General features: G+C 51.0%; 16 protein-coding genes. All 16 read right to left on the bottom strand.

Features of this window, described 5'->3' with window-relative positions:
* Positions 1–37: 37 nt before the first annotated feature.
* The 16 genes from ACOQPU_RS04850 to ACOQPU_RS04775 all read right to left on the bottom strand — a co-directional run bounded on the left by ACOQPU_RS04850 (position 38) and on the right by ACOQPU_RS04775 (position 18,168).
* Complete coding sequence (locus ACOQPU_RS04850) at positions 38–1,411, bottom strand: hypothetical protein (RefSeq protein ID WP_420643999.1); 1,374 nt, start codon at positions 1,409–1,411, stop codon at positions 38–40.
* On the bottom strand, positions 1,404–2,660 hold the full coding sequence (locus ACOQPU_RS04845) for a glycosyltransferase (RefSeq protein WP_420643998.1): 1,257 nt from the start codon (positions 2,658–2,660) through the stop codon (positions 1,404–1,406). Before ACOQPU_RS04845 ends, ACOQPU_RS04850 begins: the two co-directional genes overlap by 8 nt.
* Positions 2,661–2,670: 10 nt before the next feature.
* On the bottom strand, positions 2,671–3,585 hold the full coding sequence (locus tag ACOQPU_RS04840; protein ID WP_420643997.1) for a glycosyltransferase family 2 protein: 915 nt from the start codon (positions 3,583–3,585) through the stop codon (positions 2,671–2,673).
* 7 nt (positions 3,586–3,592) lie between these two features.
* Positions 3,593–3,748, bottom strand: a complete 156-nt coding sequence (locus ACOQPU_RS04835; protein ID WP_420643996.1) for a sulfotransferase domain-containing protein — start codon at positions 3,746–3,748, stop codon at positions 3,593–3,595.
* Entirely contained in the window at positions 3,711–3,938 is a 228-nt protein-coding gene (locus ACOQPU_RS04830; RefSeq protein ID WP_420643995.1) for a hypothetical protein, read from the bottom strand. The genes ACOQPU_RS04835 and ACOQPU_RS04830 overlap by 38 nt, the downstream gene beginning before the upstream one ends.
* Before the next feature lie 50 nt (positions 3,939–3,988).
* Complete coding sequence (locus ACOQPU_RS04825) at positions 3,989–5,395, bottom strand: O-antigen ligase family protein (protein ID WP_420643994.1); 1,407 nt, start codon at positions 5,393–5,395, stop codon at positions 3,989–3,991.
* A complete protein-coding gene (locus tag ACOQPU_RS04820; protein WP_420643993.1) occupies positions 5,392–6,582 on the bottom strand; it encodes a glycosyltransferase in 1,191 nt (396 codons plus the stop codon). Before ACOQPU_RS04820 ends, ACOQPU_RS04825 begins: the two co-directional genes overlap by 4 nt.
* Positions 6,583–6,636: 54 nt before the next feature.
* Entirely contained in the window at positions 6,637–7,899 is a 1,263-nt protein-coding gene (locus tag ACOQPU_RS04815) for a glycosyltransferase family 4 protein (RefSeq protein ID WP_420643992.1), read from the bottom strand.
* Positions 7,900–8,004: 105 nt separating this feature from the next.
* Positions 8,005–9,372, bottom strand: a complete 1,368-nt coding sequence (locus ACOQPU_RS04810) for a sulfatase (protein ID WP_420643991.1) — start codon at positions 9,370–9,372, stop codon at positions 8,005–8,007.
* A gap of 88 nt (positions 9,373–9,460) precedes the next feature.
* Complete coding sequence (locus ACOQPU_RS04805) at positions 9,461–10,396, bottom strand: NAD-dependent epimerase/dehydratase family protein (protein WP_420643990.1); 936 nt, start codon at positions 10,394–10,396, stop codon at positions 9,461–9,463.
* On the bottom strand, positions 10,393–11,754 hold the full coding sequence (locus ACOQPU_RS04800; protein WP_420643989.1) for a glycosyltransferase: 1,362 nt from the start codon (positions 11,752–11,754) through the stop codon (positions 10,393–10,395). Before ACOQPU_RS04800 ends, ACOQPU_RS04805 begins: the two co-directional genes overlap by 4 nt.
* Positions 11,755–11,774: 20 nt before the next feature.
* The gene (locus ACOQPU_RS04795) at positions 11,775–12,593 is read right to left on the bottom strand and encodes a hypothetical protein (protein ID WP_420643988.1); all 819 of its coding nucleotides are present in this window, start codon (positions 12,591–12,593) and stop codon (positions 11,775–11,777) included.
* 23 nt (positions 12,594–12,616) lie between these two features.
* The gene (locus ACOQPU_RS04790; protein WP_420643987.1) at positions 12,617–14,101 is read right to left on the bottom strand and encodes a sialidase family protein; all 1,485 of its coding nucleotides are present in this window, start codon (positions 14,099–14,101) and stop codon (positions 12,617–12,619) included.
* Between the two features lie 13 nt (positions 14,102–14,114).
* Entirely contained in the window at positions 14,115–15,488 is a 1,374-nt protein-coding gene (locus ACOQPU_RS04785; protein ID WP_420643986.1) for an ArnT family glycosyltransferase, read from the bottom strand.
* 5 nt (positions 15,489–15,493) lie between these two features.
* Positions 15,494–16,798: a glycosyltransferase family 4 protein gene (locus tag ACOQPU_RS04780; RefSeq protein ID WP_420643985.1), complete on the bottom strand. Its 1,305-nt coding sequence runs from the start codon at positions 16,796–16,798 to the stop codon at positions 15,494–15,496.
* 101 nt (positions 16,799–16,899) lie between these two features.
* Complete coding sequence (locus tag ACOQPU_RS04775; RefSeq protein ID WP_420643984.1) at positions 16,900–18,168, bottom strand: ABC transporter ATP-binding protein; 1,269 nt, start codon at positions 18,166–18,168, stop codon at positions 16,900–16,902.
* Between the last annotated feature and the right edge of the window lie 6 nt (positions 18,169–18,174).

The raw sequence follows: 18,174 nt of genomic DNA, 5'->3' as shown, positions 1-18,174 counted from the left end.
TACTGAGCAAACCTTACCATAGGCCTTACACCAGAGGTCAGGAAACGGCCGTTACCCCTGCAGCCCCACGCCTTGTCAACACCCGCTCGGTTAAATCCAGCAGACCATACCCGGCAAAAATCACCAAAATCACATCCACCGGAATGCGGTAACGAATAAGCGTCCACGTAAGTACATGGATGCCCGTGTAAGCCAGCATAAACAGGTAAAGCAACGTGAATGGAGAAGCCAGTCGTTCTCGCCAGGAAGAAAATGATTGGCGCAGCGTCAGGAACAGCCCATAAACCATAAAGGGCAAGAAAAGGCCAAAACTGCCCACCCGAGACAAATTACTGACAGTACTGGAATCGCCAGATGGCCAAAACATGAAATAGGTGGGAATGCGGCTCAGTGAAAGCAGCACATATCGCCCCGGCTCAGCCGTAATAATGGTAAGGGCTTCAGAAAGCAATGCAGAATCCATTTCGGCTTCGTTTAGACCTTGCGCCTGGAGTTCTTCGGGGATCATACGGTAATATTCGCCGGAGGGAAGAATGGGAATAAACTGAGTGCCGTAGCGCGGGTGGTTGCCCCAAAAGAAGGCAAAGCCGGAATTTGTATTGAGCGGCACAATCTGGTCAAAAGCACGATAGTTGCGAATAGTCCAGGGTACTATCATCAGTACCACCATTGCCACCGGCAAAATGAAGCTGGTAAGCGACGGCCGTTTGGCCCACCACAACCACAGCAACACAAAGGGCATCACCAACAGAAATAGCTGCCGTAACAAAATGGTTAAGCCCAATGCCAACCCCAATGTTGCCCACTGTTTGGTTGTTACCTGAGAGGATTGGGAGATGGAAACGGCCGTATCGAACACCCACAAAATGCCAGAAATGTAAAATCCTTCTGTAATGAGTGCTGCCGTATAATAGAAAAAGTAAATATAAATAGCCCCTATGGCAGCCGCCAGCAAGGCAATGCGCTGGGCGCGGGCCATCTCTGGCCTGTAGCGGAACATGCCATCGCCCCGCGCCGCCGGGGCAAACATGCGGAAGGATAGCCGATACAACAACCACGGCATGACAATACCCACAATAATCGCCTGCAAAATGCGGGCTAACAGTGGGTTGGCACCAAAAATCGCGTAAACGGCAATGAGGTACCCGGTGTACAGGTATGACCAGTGCGCCGTTGGTTCATTTGCGGCCGTTCCGGGCCACCAACGCTCGCCAAAAGAAAAGCCATGCCCATCCAGCACTCGCAGTGCCAAATTGTGATATGAAACCTCGTCGAAGGTGCCGGGCAATGCCTGAATCTCATTTCCGTAAAAAACGATGCCGGTAAACACCCGTAGCAGCACCGAGATAACCAAAATACCCATCAGCAAACGTTTGGGATTTTTCAGCAACTCATTCATCTTGTCAGGCATGGCTTGTGGCCTCCGGTTGGGGTGCCGCCAGTGCATAAACGGCATCCATTTGCTTGAGTACTGCCCGCCAATCGTACCGAGCTTCGGCTAGTTTACGGCCGTTTACCGCCAACATCTCCTGCAAATCCGGATCGTTCAGTAAATTGACCGTAGCGGTGGCAAAACTTTGCGGATCGTCAGCTAGCAGAATCTCTTTGTCCGCCTCCGCAATAATGCCCTCCAAACCAATAGTGGTGGTCACAGTTGGCATGGCGCGGGCAAAGGCTTCTAGCAACCGCACGCGCATCCCGCTACCGGCCCGTACCGGCACCACCATCAAAGCGGCCGCTTCCATGTGGGGCGTTAAATCATCCACATACCCCGTCACCGCAACCGCCCCGCCCGACTGCTGCGCCATCTGCACAAAATCGGCTGGCGGGTTTTTACCGATGACGGTGAGGGTCACATCTGGAACCTGTTGCTGCACCAGCGGGAAAATCTCCTGTAAAAACCAGCGAATGCCGTCGGCGTTGGGCGGGTAGCTCAGCGTGCCCAACGTCAAAATATTGCGCGATCCCTTTTTACGCTGAATGGGTTGGAGTACCTCGGCGTCAACCGCAATGGGTATGGAACTGATACGCGCTTCCAAAGTGCCCGTATTGCCATTTTTCACGCCCGCTAGCAGCAAATCTTTATCTGGATCGATGACCACCATTGTGTGGTCAAACTGCTCCACCAACATCCCTTCATACTGTTTGATGCGGTTTTCCTCAATTCGGTAAACTGGCTTGAGGAACCAGGGAGCGTTTTCGCGCATCCGCTCCCAAATAGACCAGGTGGCGTTGTGAGCATCGAAAATGATGTACGGCCGTTTCACCCCACCCACCTTCTTCGCATCCAAAGCAAATTGGGTCATCGTAAGCTGGTCGGCATGTACCACATCAAATTCCTGTTCAGCTAGCAAATTCTGCACCAACTGGCGCATTCCTTTTAAATCATCTCGCTCAATCAGAAACGGCCGTCCCGACAAATGACTCTGCAACCAATACCCCACATCTGCCACGCGGGAGCGGTTAATGGGCACGGTGTGGACGGCCGTACACACCTCGTCTAGCTTGGAGAGATACGGCCGTTCTTCTTCACGCACAAACGAAGCCAGCGTCACATCATGCCCACGCTCATACAAGTAGCGCAGCACATGCCACGTTTTTACGCGCGGGCCTGCATTTGGTGGATAAGGAATAATTTGAGTTAGAAACAAAATCCGCATAATTTTGTCCTTACATAGAGGGGAGTGTGATGAGCAGACGGCCGTAATGCTGCGCCATGTGCAACTGATAGCCACTGGTGTCGGATTTTCGCAACCAAGACAAAGGTGCCAACGCCAAACGGAGCAGGGCAGCCAATCCCAAAACAACTTTGTACAATGCAACCGTCAACCAGCTATAATGCTTACGGAAAAAGCGTAGCTTGGCCCGATAAAGCTGCAAAAACATTTCGGCCATAACCTGCTTGGCACTCTGCCCCCAAAAATGCACCACCTGAGATTGTGGCACCCAGAACAGTTTCCACCCCGCCTTTTGCAGTCGATAACACAAATCAACCTCTTCCGAGTACATAAAATACCCTTCATCCAACAGGCCAACCGTGTCCAATATACTCTTTCGAACCAGCAGCGAAGCACCCATCAACACATCAACCTCACGCGGTTGCGTAATATCCCACTTATCCATGTCGTAACTACCGTACGGAACCAGCTTATCCAAATAAAACATCCGCCAAAACTCACGGCTCAAAGTAGGTCGTGGGTGGCAAGAAGGTTGCAGCGTGCCATCTGCATTCAACAAACGAGACCCAGCCGCACCCGCCTCAGGTTGAGCATCCATAAAGGCCACTAGCTCGTTAAGCGCATCTGGCTTTACTTCTGTATCCGGGTTTAACAGCAGCACATACTCGCCGCTACAGTGCGGAATTGCTCGATTATTGCCCCCAGCAAACCCCAAATTCTCTTCACTGGCAATCAGGTCTACCTGTGGGAATTTCTCACGAACCATTGCCACTGTGTCATCTTTCGATTGATTATCCACCACCCACACTTCAAATGGCTGGTAAAGGGGATACGCGTAAACAGAGTTAAGACAGGCTTCCAGTAAATCTTTCGTGTTCCAGCTAACAATAACAATTGATAATTTCATTTTTCCATTACGACCAATCTAAATCCTGCTCATAGCCCATTTCAATAAGCTGCCAGCCACACAGTTCTTTGAACCGTTGAATATGTTCCGGCTTTAGATAATTGCGCCAATCCCCCACAATGCCCTTACGAAAGTGTGATGCGGTACCTTCGCAAATCACCATAATAGTTGCCAATTTCTTCATAGCCTAGTAAAGAGGCAATCATTTTTAGCATCCAGATGGTGCCGGATTTAGGGCTGCCATTGACCAAGACTTTGGCACGGCTTTGATGGGTGCTACTAATTTGATGTTTTAGATAGAGGTAGCTGTATTTCAGTTCTTCTGCAGCTACGGCAAATAACTGATCTAACATATTTTCACCTTCTTAAAATAGCCAAGGCATCCCGGCCACTGTTATGTGTTTTAATCAAGATGGCCGCCAGCCAAACGTATCTGGTCAATGGCTACTAATCCGCCCAGAAATAGCCAAGCATAGATGCTTGAACGAAGCCCAAAAATGCCAATATTGTAAACAAATGGCAGCACCCAATCCCCCAACATGCCAGCCGCAACGGTGCCAGCCAAACCGCCAAGTGCTCCATAAACAAACGCCTGGGTAAAGCCATTGGCAGGTACCTGGTTGCGTAACCGCCAACCAAGCCGCCAGGTTACAACAACAAACCAGAAGAAGCAGATCAGTCCCAAGATGCCAGTTTGGGCCACAATATCAACATAGTTATTGTGTGAGTTAAATTCTACATACCAGCCAAGAATCGGGAAGAGGAGGGTGTAGTTATAATAATTTCCCGGCCCTAGCCCTAAAATGGGATTCACTTTAATAATTTCACCCACAATTCGCCACGCTTCAAGCCGGGTCACAGCACTGTATTCATTATCGCCAATGAACACGGCATTATAGATGGGCTGGAAGAGCAAAATGAGTCCAGCTACTCCCACCATGGTCATAGGCATGGCCCATTTGGGACGCGCAACCCAAATTATGGCAAATAGAGCCACAAACGTTGGTGCCCAGCCGGATGTCCAGGCGCGATTTCGACCCAAAGCCAAGTACAGATAGCCAATGAGAATGGCTAACAACATGCCTCGCCATTTCATGGCCAGTTTCTTGTTAAATAGCGCCTGGCTGAATGTCATCGCAGCCAGCCATAACCAGAAAAGACTGCCACCCGTTGTTTGAGGGTGCAACAATAGCTGGTTAAGCTGCCGCCAGCCGGGCAAAACCCGCATTCCAATGAATACGGCAGGGCCAGCCAACCCCAAAAAGAGGAAAACCATCCATTTTAGCCAGCGAATGTCACGAATTTGGTGTGCCACCAAAATGAAGGCAGCAAAAGAGAGGATGAAGATAGCTACGCCACCAATCTGGTTATCAATTGGCACCTGGGCAATGGAGAACCAGGGCAACTGCCCCACAATGAATGAAAGAATGACAACGGCCGTAAACATCACCAACGGCGTCATCGTGGGGGAGTTGACAAAATTAATTTCACGTCGCTGCACTACCATGTCTACGATCCACAACATAGTTAGCAACAAAATCAAAGTGGCAATGAGGCCAATTGGGGGAATATCAATACTGATGACGGTTGAAACAGCAATAATTAGCAAGAAGCCAATTGGCGGGTGCCGAACCAGAAGATAGGCACCGATTGCTACAATAGGCAAAGCAACTGCAACCACCAACAGAGAAATTTGTGGGCTGGTTTGAGCTATTAGCAAACTGAGCATTAAGGCACCAATCATGACCAAAACCTGGAGCCAACGCCGTCCTTCACTTGTGCGGAATGTTTTTTGAATAAAAGACGTCATACTTTTCTAGCCTCGGCCGTCCGCTGAACTAGATTGAGAAAGTGCGGCGTAACGGAAGGCCAATCATATTTTTCTGCAATAAGTTGATAACCATTTTCGGCAATTTGTTGATACAGAGCAGGGTCACACAGTAAGCTAACAACCGCATCAGCAAATGCTTGCGGCGTATCCGCCAACAGCAGATGTTTACTATGTTCTACCTCCAGCCCCTCGGCCCCTTTGCTGGTGGCAACCACGGGCGTGCGTAACGCCATCGCCTCTAAAATTTTGAGGCGAGTGCCGCCGCCCATGAAGATGGGTGCCAAGCTAACGCAAGAAGAGGCAATCCAGCTACGAATGTCATCCACGAAGCCGGTGAGGGTGACGTTGTTGGCTGGGGGTAAGGGCGAATTGGCGTGGTCGCCTGTGATGCTAAGCTGCACATCTGGAATTTGTGCCTGAACCAGCGCGTTGACTTCACCCACGTACCATTCCATTGCCTGATGGTTAACGTGGTAAGTAAAGGAGCCGGTGAAGATGAGCGAATTCGGCCGTTTCGGCACGCGCACCTGGTCATAATCCGCCAAATTCATGCAGTTGGGGATGATTTCGACGTTTTGGTAGCCGGGCACGGCCGTTTTCACCAAATCCTGCTCCGGTTCTGAAACAACGGTACAGGTGTCGAAATATTGCAACAGGTCGCGCAGGTAGTTTGTCTGTTTCGCCAATGTCATCCGGTAACGCAATTTAGATTTGAAGGATTCTGCCTGAGCTAATTGCTCATGGTAAATGCCCATCTCAATTTCTTCAAAGAGGGCGGGGATGTTTTGGAAGTAACGGCCGTATCCTGCCGTACCAACCTGCGAAGCAATAATCACATCAAACTGGTTCTCAGCGATTAACTGCTGGATTTTGTTAGCCATTTCTGGCGAGTGGCTATCTAAAACAGAACGCGGTTTGGGGTTGAACAGCCCGGCAATGGAGGTGCCGCTGGTGGGGTTAAATTGGGGCCAGGGGACGGTATGAATCTCGTGGCAAAGGGAACGAATTTCTGGCGCATCGGTATCGACTACTTCCTGCTGTTCGCGGAAGCTGAGCAGGGTAATGCTGTGCTTAGCCGCCAAGGCCCGCAGCAGGTGAAAAACCCGCAGCTTGGAGCCGTTGTTAGGCGGAAAAGGATACCAGCGAGACAGGAATAAGATATTCATTCAATGTTTTTTGCCACAGAGACTACAGAGATTTTAGAGCATTCTGTATATGAATCAGGTAATGTTGGGAACGGCCGTTTCCACCCCAACCAATTTAGCTAAATAATCTTCAATACGAGAAACCGAAACATCCATATTGAAATTGGTTTCTACTTCCACTTTGCCCGCTGCCGCCAAACGAGCCACCAAGCTACGATCTTGTGTCACTACCAAAAGCTGCTTGGCTAAAGCATCCGCGTCGCCATCCTTGAAAGTGAGACCCGTTTTGCCGTGAAAAAGTGCTTCACCGCTGCCGCCCCTGGTTGTGCCAATGACCATCAACCCCGCTGCCATTCCTTCCAACATGGAACAAGATAATGGTTCATCCCACTCAGACGGCAGCAGCAGCAAATCATGTTCGGCCAGGACAGTGGGCATTGCTTCGATGGGGACAGGCTCAGCGAAATTTGTAAATTTCTCTAGTTGGTAGCGTATCACCAATTGCTTAAGATGTTCCTTATACTCATCTGTCCCTTTGCCCAAAATAGTCAGCGAGATATTTTGTAACTGGCCTTTCTGGTGCAGCTTGCCAAAGGCGTGCAAAATGGTGTGGATGCCCTTCTCTGGCGCAACGCGGCCAGCAACCAGGCAGCGCAGCGGCGCATCTGGTTCTGGTTGGCGTGGTTCACCGCTGAACATTGCTAAATCTACCGCGTTGGGAGCCACAATCGCATCTGACCCAATGAGGTTTTGTGAAAGCAATCGTTGGCGCACGTAATCACTCACGCTGATGGTATGTTCATACTTCAGCTTGATCGGCTTGCCTTCTCGTGCCAACATTGCTTTGGCCAGCAGCGACATGGGCAGCTTGGCCAACTTCACCAGCGGGTGACTGTTGGTCGAAGACCAGTAATGCACGTAGCCGCCGGGAAATTCCGGCAGGTAGTTGGCAAAGTAGTAGGCAACGGGGATGTCAGATTCTTCAGCTTCGCGCAGCATGGCGTCAGACAAGCCAAAGGCATCCCAAATGAACAACACATCGGGCTTAAAGTTGGCAATGGTTTGGTGGAGGTGAGAAACGGCCGTTCGCTCCCGCTGCTTCCGGCCAGAGAAAAATTGTTTAGCAGGGGAATCTGGCAACAACCAATCTGGCTCAATGGTCAGATGGCGATAGACAGGGTACGGCTTTACTTCCGGGCCATCCTGGTAGGTGCTGGTCAGCACCGCCACATCGTGGCCCCGCTCGGCCAAGCCATCAGCCACCTGCTCACAAATGCGCATGTAGCCCCAACCATATTGGCAAGGCGGAAAGTACGCCGTGATAAACAAAACGCGCATGGTTAAGCGATTTCCTGCACGGGCACACAAATTTGGCATGACCGGAAATCGTCAAGCCAATGCGAAAATGGTGCACTCAAGACGAAATGATAGTTTTGCATTGGCCTATTCCACGTAGCCCAGACCGCGCAAACGCTCCACGATCTCTTCATCCAGCACAGGTTCTTTCGACATTTCTGCCGGAGCCGTGCTGCGCATCCGCTCTAGCTGCGCTTCTACATGCCGATGCAACGCCTGCACCACATCAGGATGTTCAGCAGCAATATTGTGACGTTCTTCAGGATCACGCCGCAAATCAAACAGCAATGGCTCATTTGGCTTCGCATCGTCCCAGATATATTTGTACTCTTCAGTACGGACGGCGATCATGTGGGAGGTATCGCGCCACCGTTCGCCAATGGCGACCTCCACGCCATAGTCGGCAGGATCGCCGTCCCACAGCGGAACGAGACTTTTACCCAGCACTTTTTCGGGGATGCGGCAGCCTGCCAACTCTAGCAGCGTGGGCATGATGTCCATCGTACTGACCTGCTGTCCAATTACCTGATTGCCCGACACGCCGGGGATTCGCATGAGCATGGGTACTTTGAGGATTTCATCATACAGATTTAGCTCCACATGCCCCCAATGCCGCCGCTCTAGGAATTCCTCACCGTGATCAGAAACCAGCACAATGATGGTATTTTCAGCCAAGCCCGTCTCATCCAAAAAATCCATGAGGCGGCCTATTTGGGCATCGGTGTAGGCGATGGCTTCTTCGTAGAGGCGAATGTACCGTGCTTTTTGCTCTGGCGACACGGGTGCGCCGTACCAGTTCACCTCATGCAAATGTGAGAGGTCGGCCCAGGCTTCGGCAATATCTTTGGGTTTAGTAAGCTCGTCTTCCAGATGGTAGGGCCAATGCACGTCCATGTAGTGCAGCCAAGCCTTAAATGGCTCGCCAATGCTGGCTAGCCAGGGCATGGCCGCGTCGTTTAGCTCGGCGGCGGTGGCGTATAGCTTGGGCGGCCGCCAATTTTGGCCAAATAGTTTGGCAATCTGATGAACAATTGGCTGGCGCAATAAGGCTTGCCCACCTTTAATGCCGCGAATTTTGGGGCTTTTTTCGCCCGGATTGAGATCGTTAAAGCGTTGGAATTTGCGATCGTAGCCGTAGGTGCGGCTGAGGAGGGGGCTAGTGGAGAATGCGGCCGTTTCGTAGCCACCTTCATCCCCCATAATTTTGACGGGAGACGGCCGTTCCGGTGATAGCCGCCCCAAACACCCCCCGTACATGCAGGCATAGGTAGAGGTAATAATGCCTGGAAAGGCCGCTTGCGTCCACGAGCCAGGTGTGATCGCTTGGGTAAAGCGAATTCCTTGTGAAGCCAATTTGTCGATGTTGGGAGTAATTGGTTTTTTGTAGCCTGCATAGCCCAGCGTATCGGCGCGGAGGGTATCAATCGTTAACAGAAGAATGTTCGGTTTCGTCATAATTTACTCAGTTAGTTTGCAGGACTGGCAGTCCTGTACTTCTTGATTTTCCGATAACTAGCTATTAGGGCTGCCAGTCCTCAAAATCTTATAAAATCGTTTTTTGCATCCACTTCCAAGTTTTAGCCAAACCATCTTTCATTGGCACTTTCGGCTGCCAGCCTAGAACTGTCTCAGCACGATGGGTATCCAGCAACACGCGGGGTGCATCGAAATCGCGGGCAGATCGGAACGCTACCGCCGCTTTGCGCCCAACAGTTTCTTCTACCAAAGTGATGAGGTGGTTTAATGACACTTCTTCTGCCCCACCGAGGTTGAAGATACGCTGGTTGTTCAGGGTTTTGGTACCCGCCAAAATTAATGCGTCTACTAAATCGGAGATGTAAAAGTAGTCGCGGGTAACGCTGCCATCTCCCCAAATGGTGAGGGGCAACTCTTTGGCTATGCGATACAAAAATACGGCAACTGCCCCCTGCCGTGCCAGAGGATTTTGGTACGGACCATACGGTACAGACGGCCGTAAAATGGCAAAATCCAAATCGTGCAAATGATTAAACATCTGCAGATATTTCTCGACGGCGAGCTTGCTCACGCCGTAAGCGTTCACAGGGTTGTTGGGATGGTCCTCATGAATGGGGATGGTTTGAGTACGGCCGTACACCGTCCCGCCCGATGAGGTAAAAACCAACCGCCCCACCCCAGCCGCGCGGCACGCCTCAATGAGATGAATCGTCGGCACTAAATTGGCCTGCACATCTGCCACCGGATCGCGGTTGGCAACTTCATGGATGGCAGTCGTTGTCCACAACAGGTGAAAAACGACACTTTGCCCTTTCACCGCTTCTGCCAAGAGTGATTCCTGCGTAAGATCGCCCCGAAAAAAGCACACCGACTCTGGCATCTTGCTGTAACGGGGCTGCTCATATTTGTGCAGTACCGTCACATCCCAGCCACTGTCCACTAGCTTTTGCACCAAATGCGCACCTATGAAGCCATTGCCGCCAACTACTAACGCACGACTCACGCCACACCAGCCTGTTTGGGCAAAATCGCCGCCATTTTCTCCACAATAACCTGAGCATATGACTCAATACTGGGCAACTGGCTACCGGCTTGCAACTGCGCAATTAGTTCCGGACGCTCGATAAGTCGCTGCATTTCTAACTGCAACGCGGCTACATCTTCGCGGGGAAATAACAGACCATTTCGGTCGTGCTCCACAATGCCGCTGACGCCGCCAATATCGCTTGCCAACACTGGCGTCTTGGATTGCAAGGCATCGAGCAAAATGAGGGGGCTGTTCTCGTGCCAAGTGGAGGGCAGTAAGAAAATATCGGCGTTGGCAAAGGCATCAGCCAACTCAGTGGGTGGAATCAACCCGGCAAAATGCACATTCGGATTTGCGTCCATCATCTGCTGTAAGTTGGCAAAATAATCATCGTGTCCGTCCGGAGCGCCGTAAACAGTGAGTGTCGCTCCGCTAGGATTTGGGAGGCTATTAAACGCTTCCAGCACCAGATGCAAACCTTTGTATGGCTGGAGCCGTCCCAAAAACATGAAACGAACATGATCTGCTTCGGTTTTTGGCGTGCTAGCAAGCGGGTTGTCTAGATCAACGCCAAAGGGGAGGAATTGAATTTGTTTAGCTGCAAAGCCATTTTCAATAAACGTCTTTTCTGTAAAGCGGGTGGGCACCAAAACGAGATCGATTTGCTGACGCAACGGCCGTATCCTGCCCAGTCGCCTCTTCATCACAGAAGCATGGTTGAGAAACGGCCGTACCACGCCCAGCGGATGCGGCAAACTCGCATTTTTCTCCACCCAGTTCAATACCGTCTGCTCCGGCAGCTTCTCCATCACAGACCCCATCACCTTGCCCAACGCACGATGCGAAATGAAGCATGACGCACAGGTCTGCACCGATTCGCCCACTTCACAGGTGCGGTTGTCCCAGCGCATGAACGTCCCCCAGCGGCACACCGGCACAAAATCGGTTGCCACATGCGCCACTGGAATGTTTAACGACTTTGCCGCCTCCACCGTCGCCAAAGTCAGCATATAAAAATTCAGGATGATGACAAAATCGGGCCCTTCTTCAGCCAAAATTTGGCGCGTAACCTGCCCCATGTCCGGGTTATACACCGTGTCGAACGTCTCTTTGGGTAAGGAATCAAAATTGAACAGGATACGATGAACGGCCGTGCCGTCATGGTGACTATCTGGCTCGACAACAATATCATTGCCCTCACCGGACGAATCAAATGCCAAATACACAACCTCATGTCCCAAGCGCAACAGCCCACGGCCCAAACGGTCTGTGTACACATCCACACCCCCAATCAGCGGGGGTTTCATTTTGTGGGTCAACAAAGCAATTTTCATATGCTAGATTTTCAATCAAATCAGGCAGCGTGCCAGGACATTTTTTCATACAACGCATCACACGCTTCGATGATGGCCGGACGCAGCGATGGCGGATCATTTTTGTTGATCGATTTGGCATGAACGCCTTCCACCATCTTTTCCTCAAATTCAGCCTCCAAAAAGGCAATCACTTTCTCAAACTGCCGCCGGGGCTCTGTCACCAACGTTTCATACCGAATCAAAATCGTGCGGGGGTCATCATGAAGTCCTAAATCATAATAAAGCTGATTGTAGAAAAGCCAGTAAAGCGCAGCACCCTCTTCCGGCGAAAGATCATCTGCCCACAATGCCCGCACCAGCTCTTTGCTTGCATCCGGGGGCGGGCAAACATCAAACTCGGCAAAATCCTCGAGTATCCACCCCCTCACATGGTTAATGCGGTTGTAAGTACCAAACTTTTTCAGTGACGAATTGATCACGTCCGTGTAATGGCGAAACGCAAAAATCGCTTTAGAACCAGGAAAATGATCCAACAATTCCATCGTTTGCACGGTATCCAAAATGGGTTTGAATAGTGTAAAGGGCGCATTGCTCTCTTCTGTTAGGCGAGCCACCACGCTAAAGTCACGCAGCCGATATTCATCAAATGCGTCTGGATGATCTTCGTTATATAGCTTAATTTGCCATGATTTATCTAACTGCCAAATAAACATAGATGTACCAGAACGGCCGCATCCCACCAAGAAGATTGGCGCAGAATTCCCTTCCGGGTTGAACCGCCGACGTTGTCGGTCCTTTTTCATCTCATGTTGTTTTGCTAATAGCCGATTTTGAACCGACCGAATTTTTTCGCGCATTGTTGAGTCGTCTCCTGTTTCCATCAACTGTTTCGCAATCGGTACATGCGAAAACCAAAGATGCCCCCAATGAGCAACAACGTAGGCAAAACACCCAACCAGATACCTAACCCAGCATTCGGTGGGGCTTCTGGAACAGCCAGATCGGTTCCAGCAAAGGGGGGCGGTGTTGGTGTTGGTGTCACATTTGTTGCTGGTGTGGCAGTTGCCTCTGGCGTTGGGGTGGCTGTAGGCATAGCCAAAGGCGCAATTTCGGGCGCATCTTCGAGCTTGCGCCAAATGACATACAGTGGGCCAGTCGCTTCATCGGTGAACGTGACCACCAAAATGTTGCCATTGATTGTACCTGCCCGAACTGAGTGAGCATGGTACCGACCCTCACGCCCTTCTTCTGGACTGCGAGAAATAACATACGCCATTTGCGGCGTTGTCCAGCCTGCTTCTGGATCAGCAGGGTCCCAGGTGGTGTGATATACACCCTGTGGCCAACGAATCTGACCAAAAAAGTGGACCCGTCCCAAACTATCATTTGCAAAGCCATCACCGAGTGCCTGACCTTGCAAATTGCCCATCACGCGCTCCGTTTCACTCCAGGTAACACCCCGGTCCAACGAGTAACGATGCTCACGCTGGGTGTCATTGTTGCCTGCATACACCATGTGTACGGTATCACCGGAGACGGCTAAACCAGGGAACGGCTGCCGCAGCTCGTCAACCGAATCATCCGCCCGATCGACCGAAAATGGAGAAGACCAGGTAACACCGCCATCAAAAGAGTTGACGTAGCGAACCCATTCACCTAAGGGGCTAGACAGATCAGTGGCCGCATAATACCAAGAGGCATGTAGACCATCCTTATCATCAATCAGGAATTTCAACACATTCGGTGTGTCATAGGTGGGAATATCGGGGTCGATCCAAACCGTTGTCAGCCAAGTATCCCCAAAATCGGCGGAACGTGTGTAATAAACCCCTGGCTCTTGTCCGTAAAAGTTGATGAACATTAAGTGGAGTACGTTCTTGCTATCAACAACCAGCTTCATGCGATAAGCAGGAAAACCAAAGGAGGTGGGACGATCCCAAACACGTGCTGAGTAAGCCTCCAGAGCTGGTGCTTTTGTATAAAAAATTGGACCTGTATTGCCCTCCGACCATGTCAAATGCAAGGTCCCATCTTGCCCCAAAGCCGCAGCAAACGAAATAATATCAATGTCTGGAGCAGAGGCGTAAACGTCGTTGGGTTGCGACCAGGCAACGCCATCAAAAGAAGCGTATTGAAGGGAGGTGATGCCGTCTTCAGGATTGGTTTCTGTCCAAAAGATGTGGATAAAACCGTGAGGGTCTGAAACTATCTCAGTTTCGCTCGTTTCAAAGATGCCAGGCGTAGAAAGTAGCCGGGGTACTGTCCAAAGGAGCGATTCATCCTGAGCCTGGGTGGAGGGAACGGCCGTTGCCCAGATCAGTCCTATCGTTAGCAAAATCAGTAAAATCAAAGTTGTCTTTTTCATCACACAATACCATTCACTTTACAAAGAGCTCGGCCACCCGAACCCAATCTACATACAAGTACAAGGTGCTAACGGCCAAAAACAGTGCCAGCAACAATCCTCTCGTTGTTCCCTGAGCGCGTTTCCCATTGGGAATTTGCTGCAATCCAAGCGCAGCCATTAACGCCAATGCCGGGAACGAAGGTAAAAAGTAGCGGTGGTCAGGTAATGTGAGTGACAGTGGAAGCCACACGCTAAGCGTCCAAAATAAAAGAATCCAGTCAGCCTTTTGTCGCTGATTCAGTACAGCGATACCGCCCAATGCCAACAGTGGCAGGTTGTAAACTCCCAACCCGGAAGGCAGGCGGTTGGTCATTGTTTCAAAGAGAACGTTACGGCCGTACTCATTTGTTAACACCAGCCCAGCATATTCCCACACGGTCGCTAGCTGCCGCTGAAGCACATTGAGCTGATTGGCAAACAGCAGCCAGCCTACCAACACGGCCAACCCCACCAGTCCCATCGCACCAAAGTAGCGCACAGCTTGCCCAAATGATTGCTGTACAACCATAATGCCAAATGCCAACGGCAACACAAAAACCATCGTGTATTTGGAGAGCATACCCGCGCCGATGGTCAATCCTACCAGAAGCAAGCGGCCAACTGACGGTTTTTCTGCCAATCTTAAGGTGCACAGCACCGTGAGCGTAAAGAAGAAGGTGAGCGGCATTTCCACCATCGCCGCTGCACCTAACCGAAACACCAGGGGGAAGCTAAATAACAGTAGCGTACCCAACAAGGCAGTTTGGCGATCAAACAGGCGACGGCCTATCAGGTAGGTAAGCAAGCCTGTTCCCAAGGCAAACAGCACGGTCATGGTACGTCCGGCAAGTTGGGAGGTGCCTAGCACATTCATCCCCAGGCCGTACATGATTGGCACCAGTGGTGGGTGCTGCTTACCTAGCCAGGGGCGGCGATCATAATTTTCAAAGAGCGCGCCGATGCCATCATTGGCAACGGCCGTTGCGGCCCACAAATTGCCTTCTTCGTCAAACGTCCAGATGCGCTGCTCGGCGGCAAAAAAAATGAGCAGCACCCCAAAAACCAGCCCAATGATTAACAAGATGTGTGTTTCTTTGTGGGCAATACGGCCGTTTTCAAGCGGCAGCCAGTTCAAAAAACGATCCGGTAGGAGAATAATCAACCCACCCAATATGATAGTCACAATCATCAGCGGCAGCAGTTTGTGTGTAGCCGCCGTTGCCCCGGTTAGCCAGATGGCCGCTAGCCAGCCCAACTCCAGCAGCGTCATCAACACCAGGACGGAGCGTACAGATAGCCAACGAACCTGCAAGGGAAACGGCCGTTCCGCCCGCGACGTCTGTGGAGAAGGTACAATCCCAGACATGGTGATTATCGGCTCCGCAGAGCAGCTTCATAAACCTGCTCCAGCCGTTCAATTTGGCGCGCCCAGGCGTGTTCTTTTTCTGCTTCAAGTTGGGCATTTTGCCCTAGCCGCGTGCGCTCAGCCTCATTTTGCAGCAAATGCAAACTGGCATCCGCCAAATCGGCTACCTCGCCCGGTGCCACCAGCAAGCCATTTTCATTATGCCGGATGACATTTTTAATTTGCCCGGCACTTGACGCTACAATTGCCTTCCCAGCGGCCATATACTCGTATAGCTTTAGCGGCGAAAACCACATCTCTTGCGGCAATTTTGGATAAGGTACCGTTACCACATCGGCCACCGCTAGCAGCTCTGGAATCTTGGCATGGGGCAAGAAACCAGTAATGGTTACATATTTTTCCAGGTTCAAGCGATAGATATTGTCTTCCACAAACGGCCGTGCCGGGCCATCACCCACTAGCAACAACCGCACTTCCGGCAACACATTTTTGATTACAGCAACGGCCTCCAGCAGCTTGTCCAAGCCGTGCCACATCTGGAAGCCACCCACAAACATGATGGTTGGTGCCTCACCCAGACCCAATTCCGCCCGAACCTGCCGCGTGTCTACTGGTTGTTGAAAATGAGCCACATTCACGCCGTTGGGAATCACTTTGACTTTATCGGCCAGTACGCCCCAATTTTCAACCAGATTGGCTTTGGTGGGCTCAGAAACAGTTACAATCTGGTTGGCCAGTTCATAACTTTTGCTGGCAGCCCACTGTGCCGCTTTCCGTCGCGTTCCGGTGATTGGTTCCCCCATGACGTCGGCTTCCAGCAGCAAATCGGCATCCACCGTAAGCACCAGCGGGGTGCTTGTTTTTTGGCTCGCGTAAGCTGCGCCAACGCTTAACAGTCCGGCATATTCGTGGCAAATTTGGTAGCTGGGCAAGGCATTGACGCACGCTTCATAAAATCGCCACGAGTCAAAGCCAGCCAAATAAGGCAACTTTAATGCACCGCGCAGCCGCCGCAAACCACCCTCAAGCAGTTGATACGGCCGTTTGCCACTCCAACCTAACACCACTCGCTGCTGCTGGCTTAAATCTGCCAAATTTGGATAAGCAACCACCTCGTGCCCCTGCAAATTCAGCAAATCTACCCGATGACCGCGCTGCTCCAAACCTTGAATCGTTTGGCGAATCAGCATCATCTGGCCAACCTCAGCCGCTAAATCCACACCCACATTTTGCATGACGTAGGCCACGCGCAAACCAGTTTTGGGAGATACGGCCGTTTCAATTGCAGTTTTCTTGGTTACAGCAGTCATGACTTAAAAAGATTGGAGACTGGAGATTGGAGATTAAGTGAACCTCTAATCTCTAATCTCCAATCTCCAGTATCAGAATTACAAATTCGTTTTAAGACGCTCTACGAAACCGCTTCCTGCGCCATTTCAATCACATTTCGCTTTTCTTGCACACCCGCCGCGGCAATTCTGGGTACAAACATGCCGCTGCTTTCCTCATGCCCGAGGCTAATGCCAGACACCTGAATCCAGCGAGAGTTGCCCCAGGCCAGTGCCACGCCATCAATGGGGCCCAACAGCGAAACGTTCAGTACGTAGCCACCCGTCGCCAGCTGAAGCTGATCCATTTTCAGCAAAATGACACCCTCACCTTCCAAATCATCCAGCTTCAGACCATAATCGGCCGTGCGAATCATGGCTGCGGTTGCGCCATCAGCCCGCGTGATGCGTACCACCAAATTGGGGTCCTGAATTGGCTTATTTGTTTTGTAATGCACGCGAATTTCGGCTGCATCGTTATATTTAAAATCTTCAGTTGAACCGCTATTTAAATTGTGAACAGTAATGTCCTGAATCGCCACATCCTGCGAATGGCCCGCAATTTTGCCGCGCATGGCCGTTGCCGGCGTGCCGCCTGACTTAATTTGCTGCTCAATCAGCCAATTTTCGTAATTGTTCAGTACCTCATCCACTTCACCCTGCTGCTGCACAACACCTTTCAGCAAAAAGACCGCTTTGTCGCAAACGCTGCGCACTAAATAGAGATTGTGGGCTACAAAAACAATGGTAGTGCCGATGGCCTGCAGCTCTTCAATGCGGCGGGCACATTTTTGGCGGAACTGGGCATCCCCAACGGCCAACACCTCATCTACCAGCAGCACATCAGGCTCTACGTGTGCTGCTACAGAAAAACCAAGCCGCACATACATCCCGGAAGAGTATCGCTTCACAGGGGTGTCAATAAACCGATCTATGCCAGAGAAATCTACAATTTGGTCAAACCGCTTGTCGATTTCTTCTTTTTTCATACCCAAGATGGCACCGTTCAGGTAAACATTTTCTCGCCCGGTCAAATCTGGGTGAAAACCAGCACCCAACTCAATGAGCGCGGAGATACGGCCGTTTATATGCACCTTCCCCGATGACGGAAACGTAATTTTCGAGAGCAGCTTGAGCGAAGTGGTCTTGCCAGATCCATTTGGCCCCACCAAGCCCAACGCCGAGCCAGGTTCAATATTGAAGCTCACGTCCTTCAAGGCCCACAAAATTTGGCTTTCTGGTACAGCTTTGTTTCTTTTAAACGGTTTCGTTATCAGACGCTTAATACTGGTTTGTCCAGTGCCCAATTCATATCGCTTCGATACATTTTCAAATCTTACAGCAGGTTTCATCCATGC

It is taken from the genome of Candidatus Leptofilum sp., assembly GCF_965223285.1.
GTDB lineage: Bacteria > Chloroflexota > Anaerolineae > Promineifilales > Promineifilaceae > Leptofilum.
This window is presented reverse-complemented; position numbering and strand designations above follow the sequence as displayed.

Bases quoted from the DNA above. Each gene is read 5' to 3' on its own strand.
- ACOQPU_RS04775 (WP_420643984.1), bottom strand. From the start codon at position 18,168: ATGAAACCTGCTGTAAGATTTGAAAATGTATCGAAGCGATATGAATTG.
- ACOQPU_RS04845 (WP_420643998.1), bottom strand. From the start codon at position 2,660: ATGCGGATTTTGTTTCTAACTCAAATTATTCCTTATCCACCAAATGCA.
- ACOQPU_RS04785 (WP_420643986.1), bottom strand. From the start codon at position 15,488: ATGTCTGGGATTGTACCTTCTCCACAGACGTCGCGGGCGGAACGGCCG.
- ACOQPU_RS04780 (WP_420643985.1), bottom strand. From the start codon at position 16,798: ATGACTGCTGTAACCAAGAAAACTGCAATTGAAACGGCCGTATCTCCC.
- ACOQPU_RS04835 (WP_420643996.1), bottom strand. From the start codon at position 3,748: ATGGTGATTTGCGAAGGTACCGCATCACACTTTCGTAAGGGCATTGTG.
- ACOQPU_RS04820 (WP_420643993.1), bottom strand. From the start codon at position 6,582: ATGAATATCTTATTCCTGTCTCGCTGGTATCCTTTTCCGCCTAACAAC.
- ACOQPU_RS04795 (WP_420643988.1), bottom strand. From the start codon at position 12,593: ATGCGCGAAAAAATTCGGTCGGTTCAAAATCGGCTATTAGCAAAACAA.
- ACOQPU_RS04815 (WP_420643992.1), bottom strand. From the start codon at position 7,899: ATGCGCGTTTTGTTTATCACGGCGTACTTTCCGCCTTGCCAATATGGT.
- ACOQPU_RS04830 (WP_420643995.1), bottom strand. From the start codon at position 3,938: ATGTTAGATCAGTTATTTGCCGTAGCTGCAGAAGAACTGAAATACAGC.
- ACOQPU_RS04850 (WP_420643999.1), bottom strand. From the start codon at position 1,411: ATGCCTGACAAGATGAATGAGTTGCTGAAAAATCCCAAACGTTTGCTG.
- ACOQPU_RS04810 (WP_420643991.1), bottom strand. From the start codon at position 9,372: ATGACGAAACCGAACATTCTTCTGTTAACGATTGATACCCTCCGCGCC.
- ACOQPU_RS04800 (WP_420643989.1), bottom strand. From the start codon at position 11,754: ATGAAAATTGCTTTGTTGACCCACAAAATGAAACCCCCGCTGATTGGG.
- ACOQPU_RS04825 (WP_420643994.1), bottom strand. From the start codon at position 5,395: ATGACGTCTTTTATTCAAAAAACATTCCGCACAAGTGAAGGACGGCGT.
- ACOQPU_RS04840 (WP_420643997.1), bottom strand. From the start codon at position 3,585: ATGAAATTATCAATTGTTATTGTTAGCTGGAACACGAAAGATTTACTG.
- ACOQPU_RS04790 (WP_420643987.1), bottom strand. From the start codon at position 14,101: ATGAAAAAGACAACTTTGATTTTACTGATTTTGCTAACGATAGGACTG.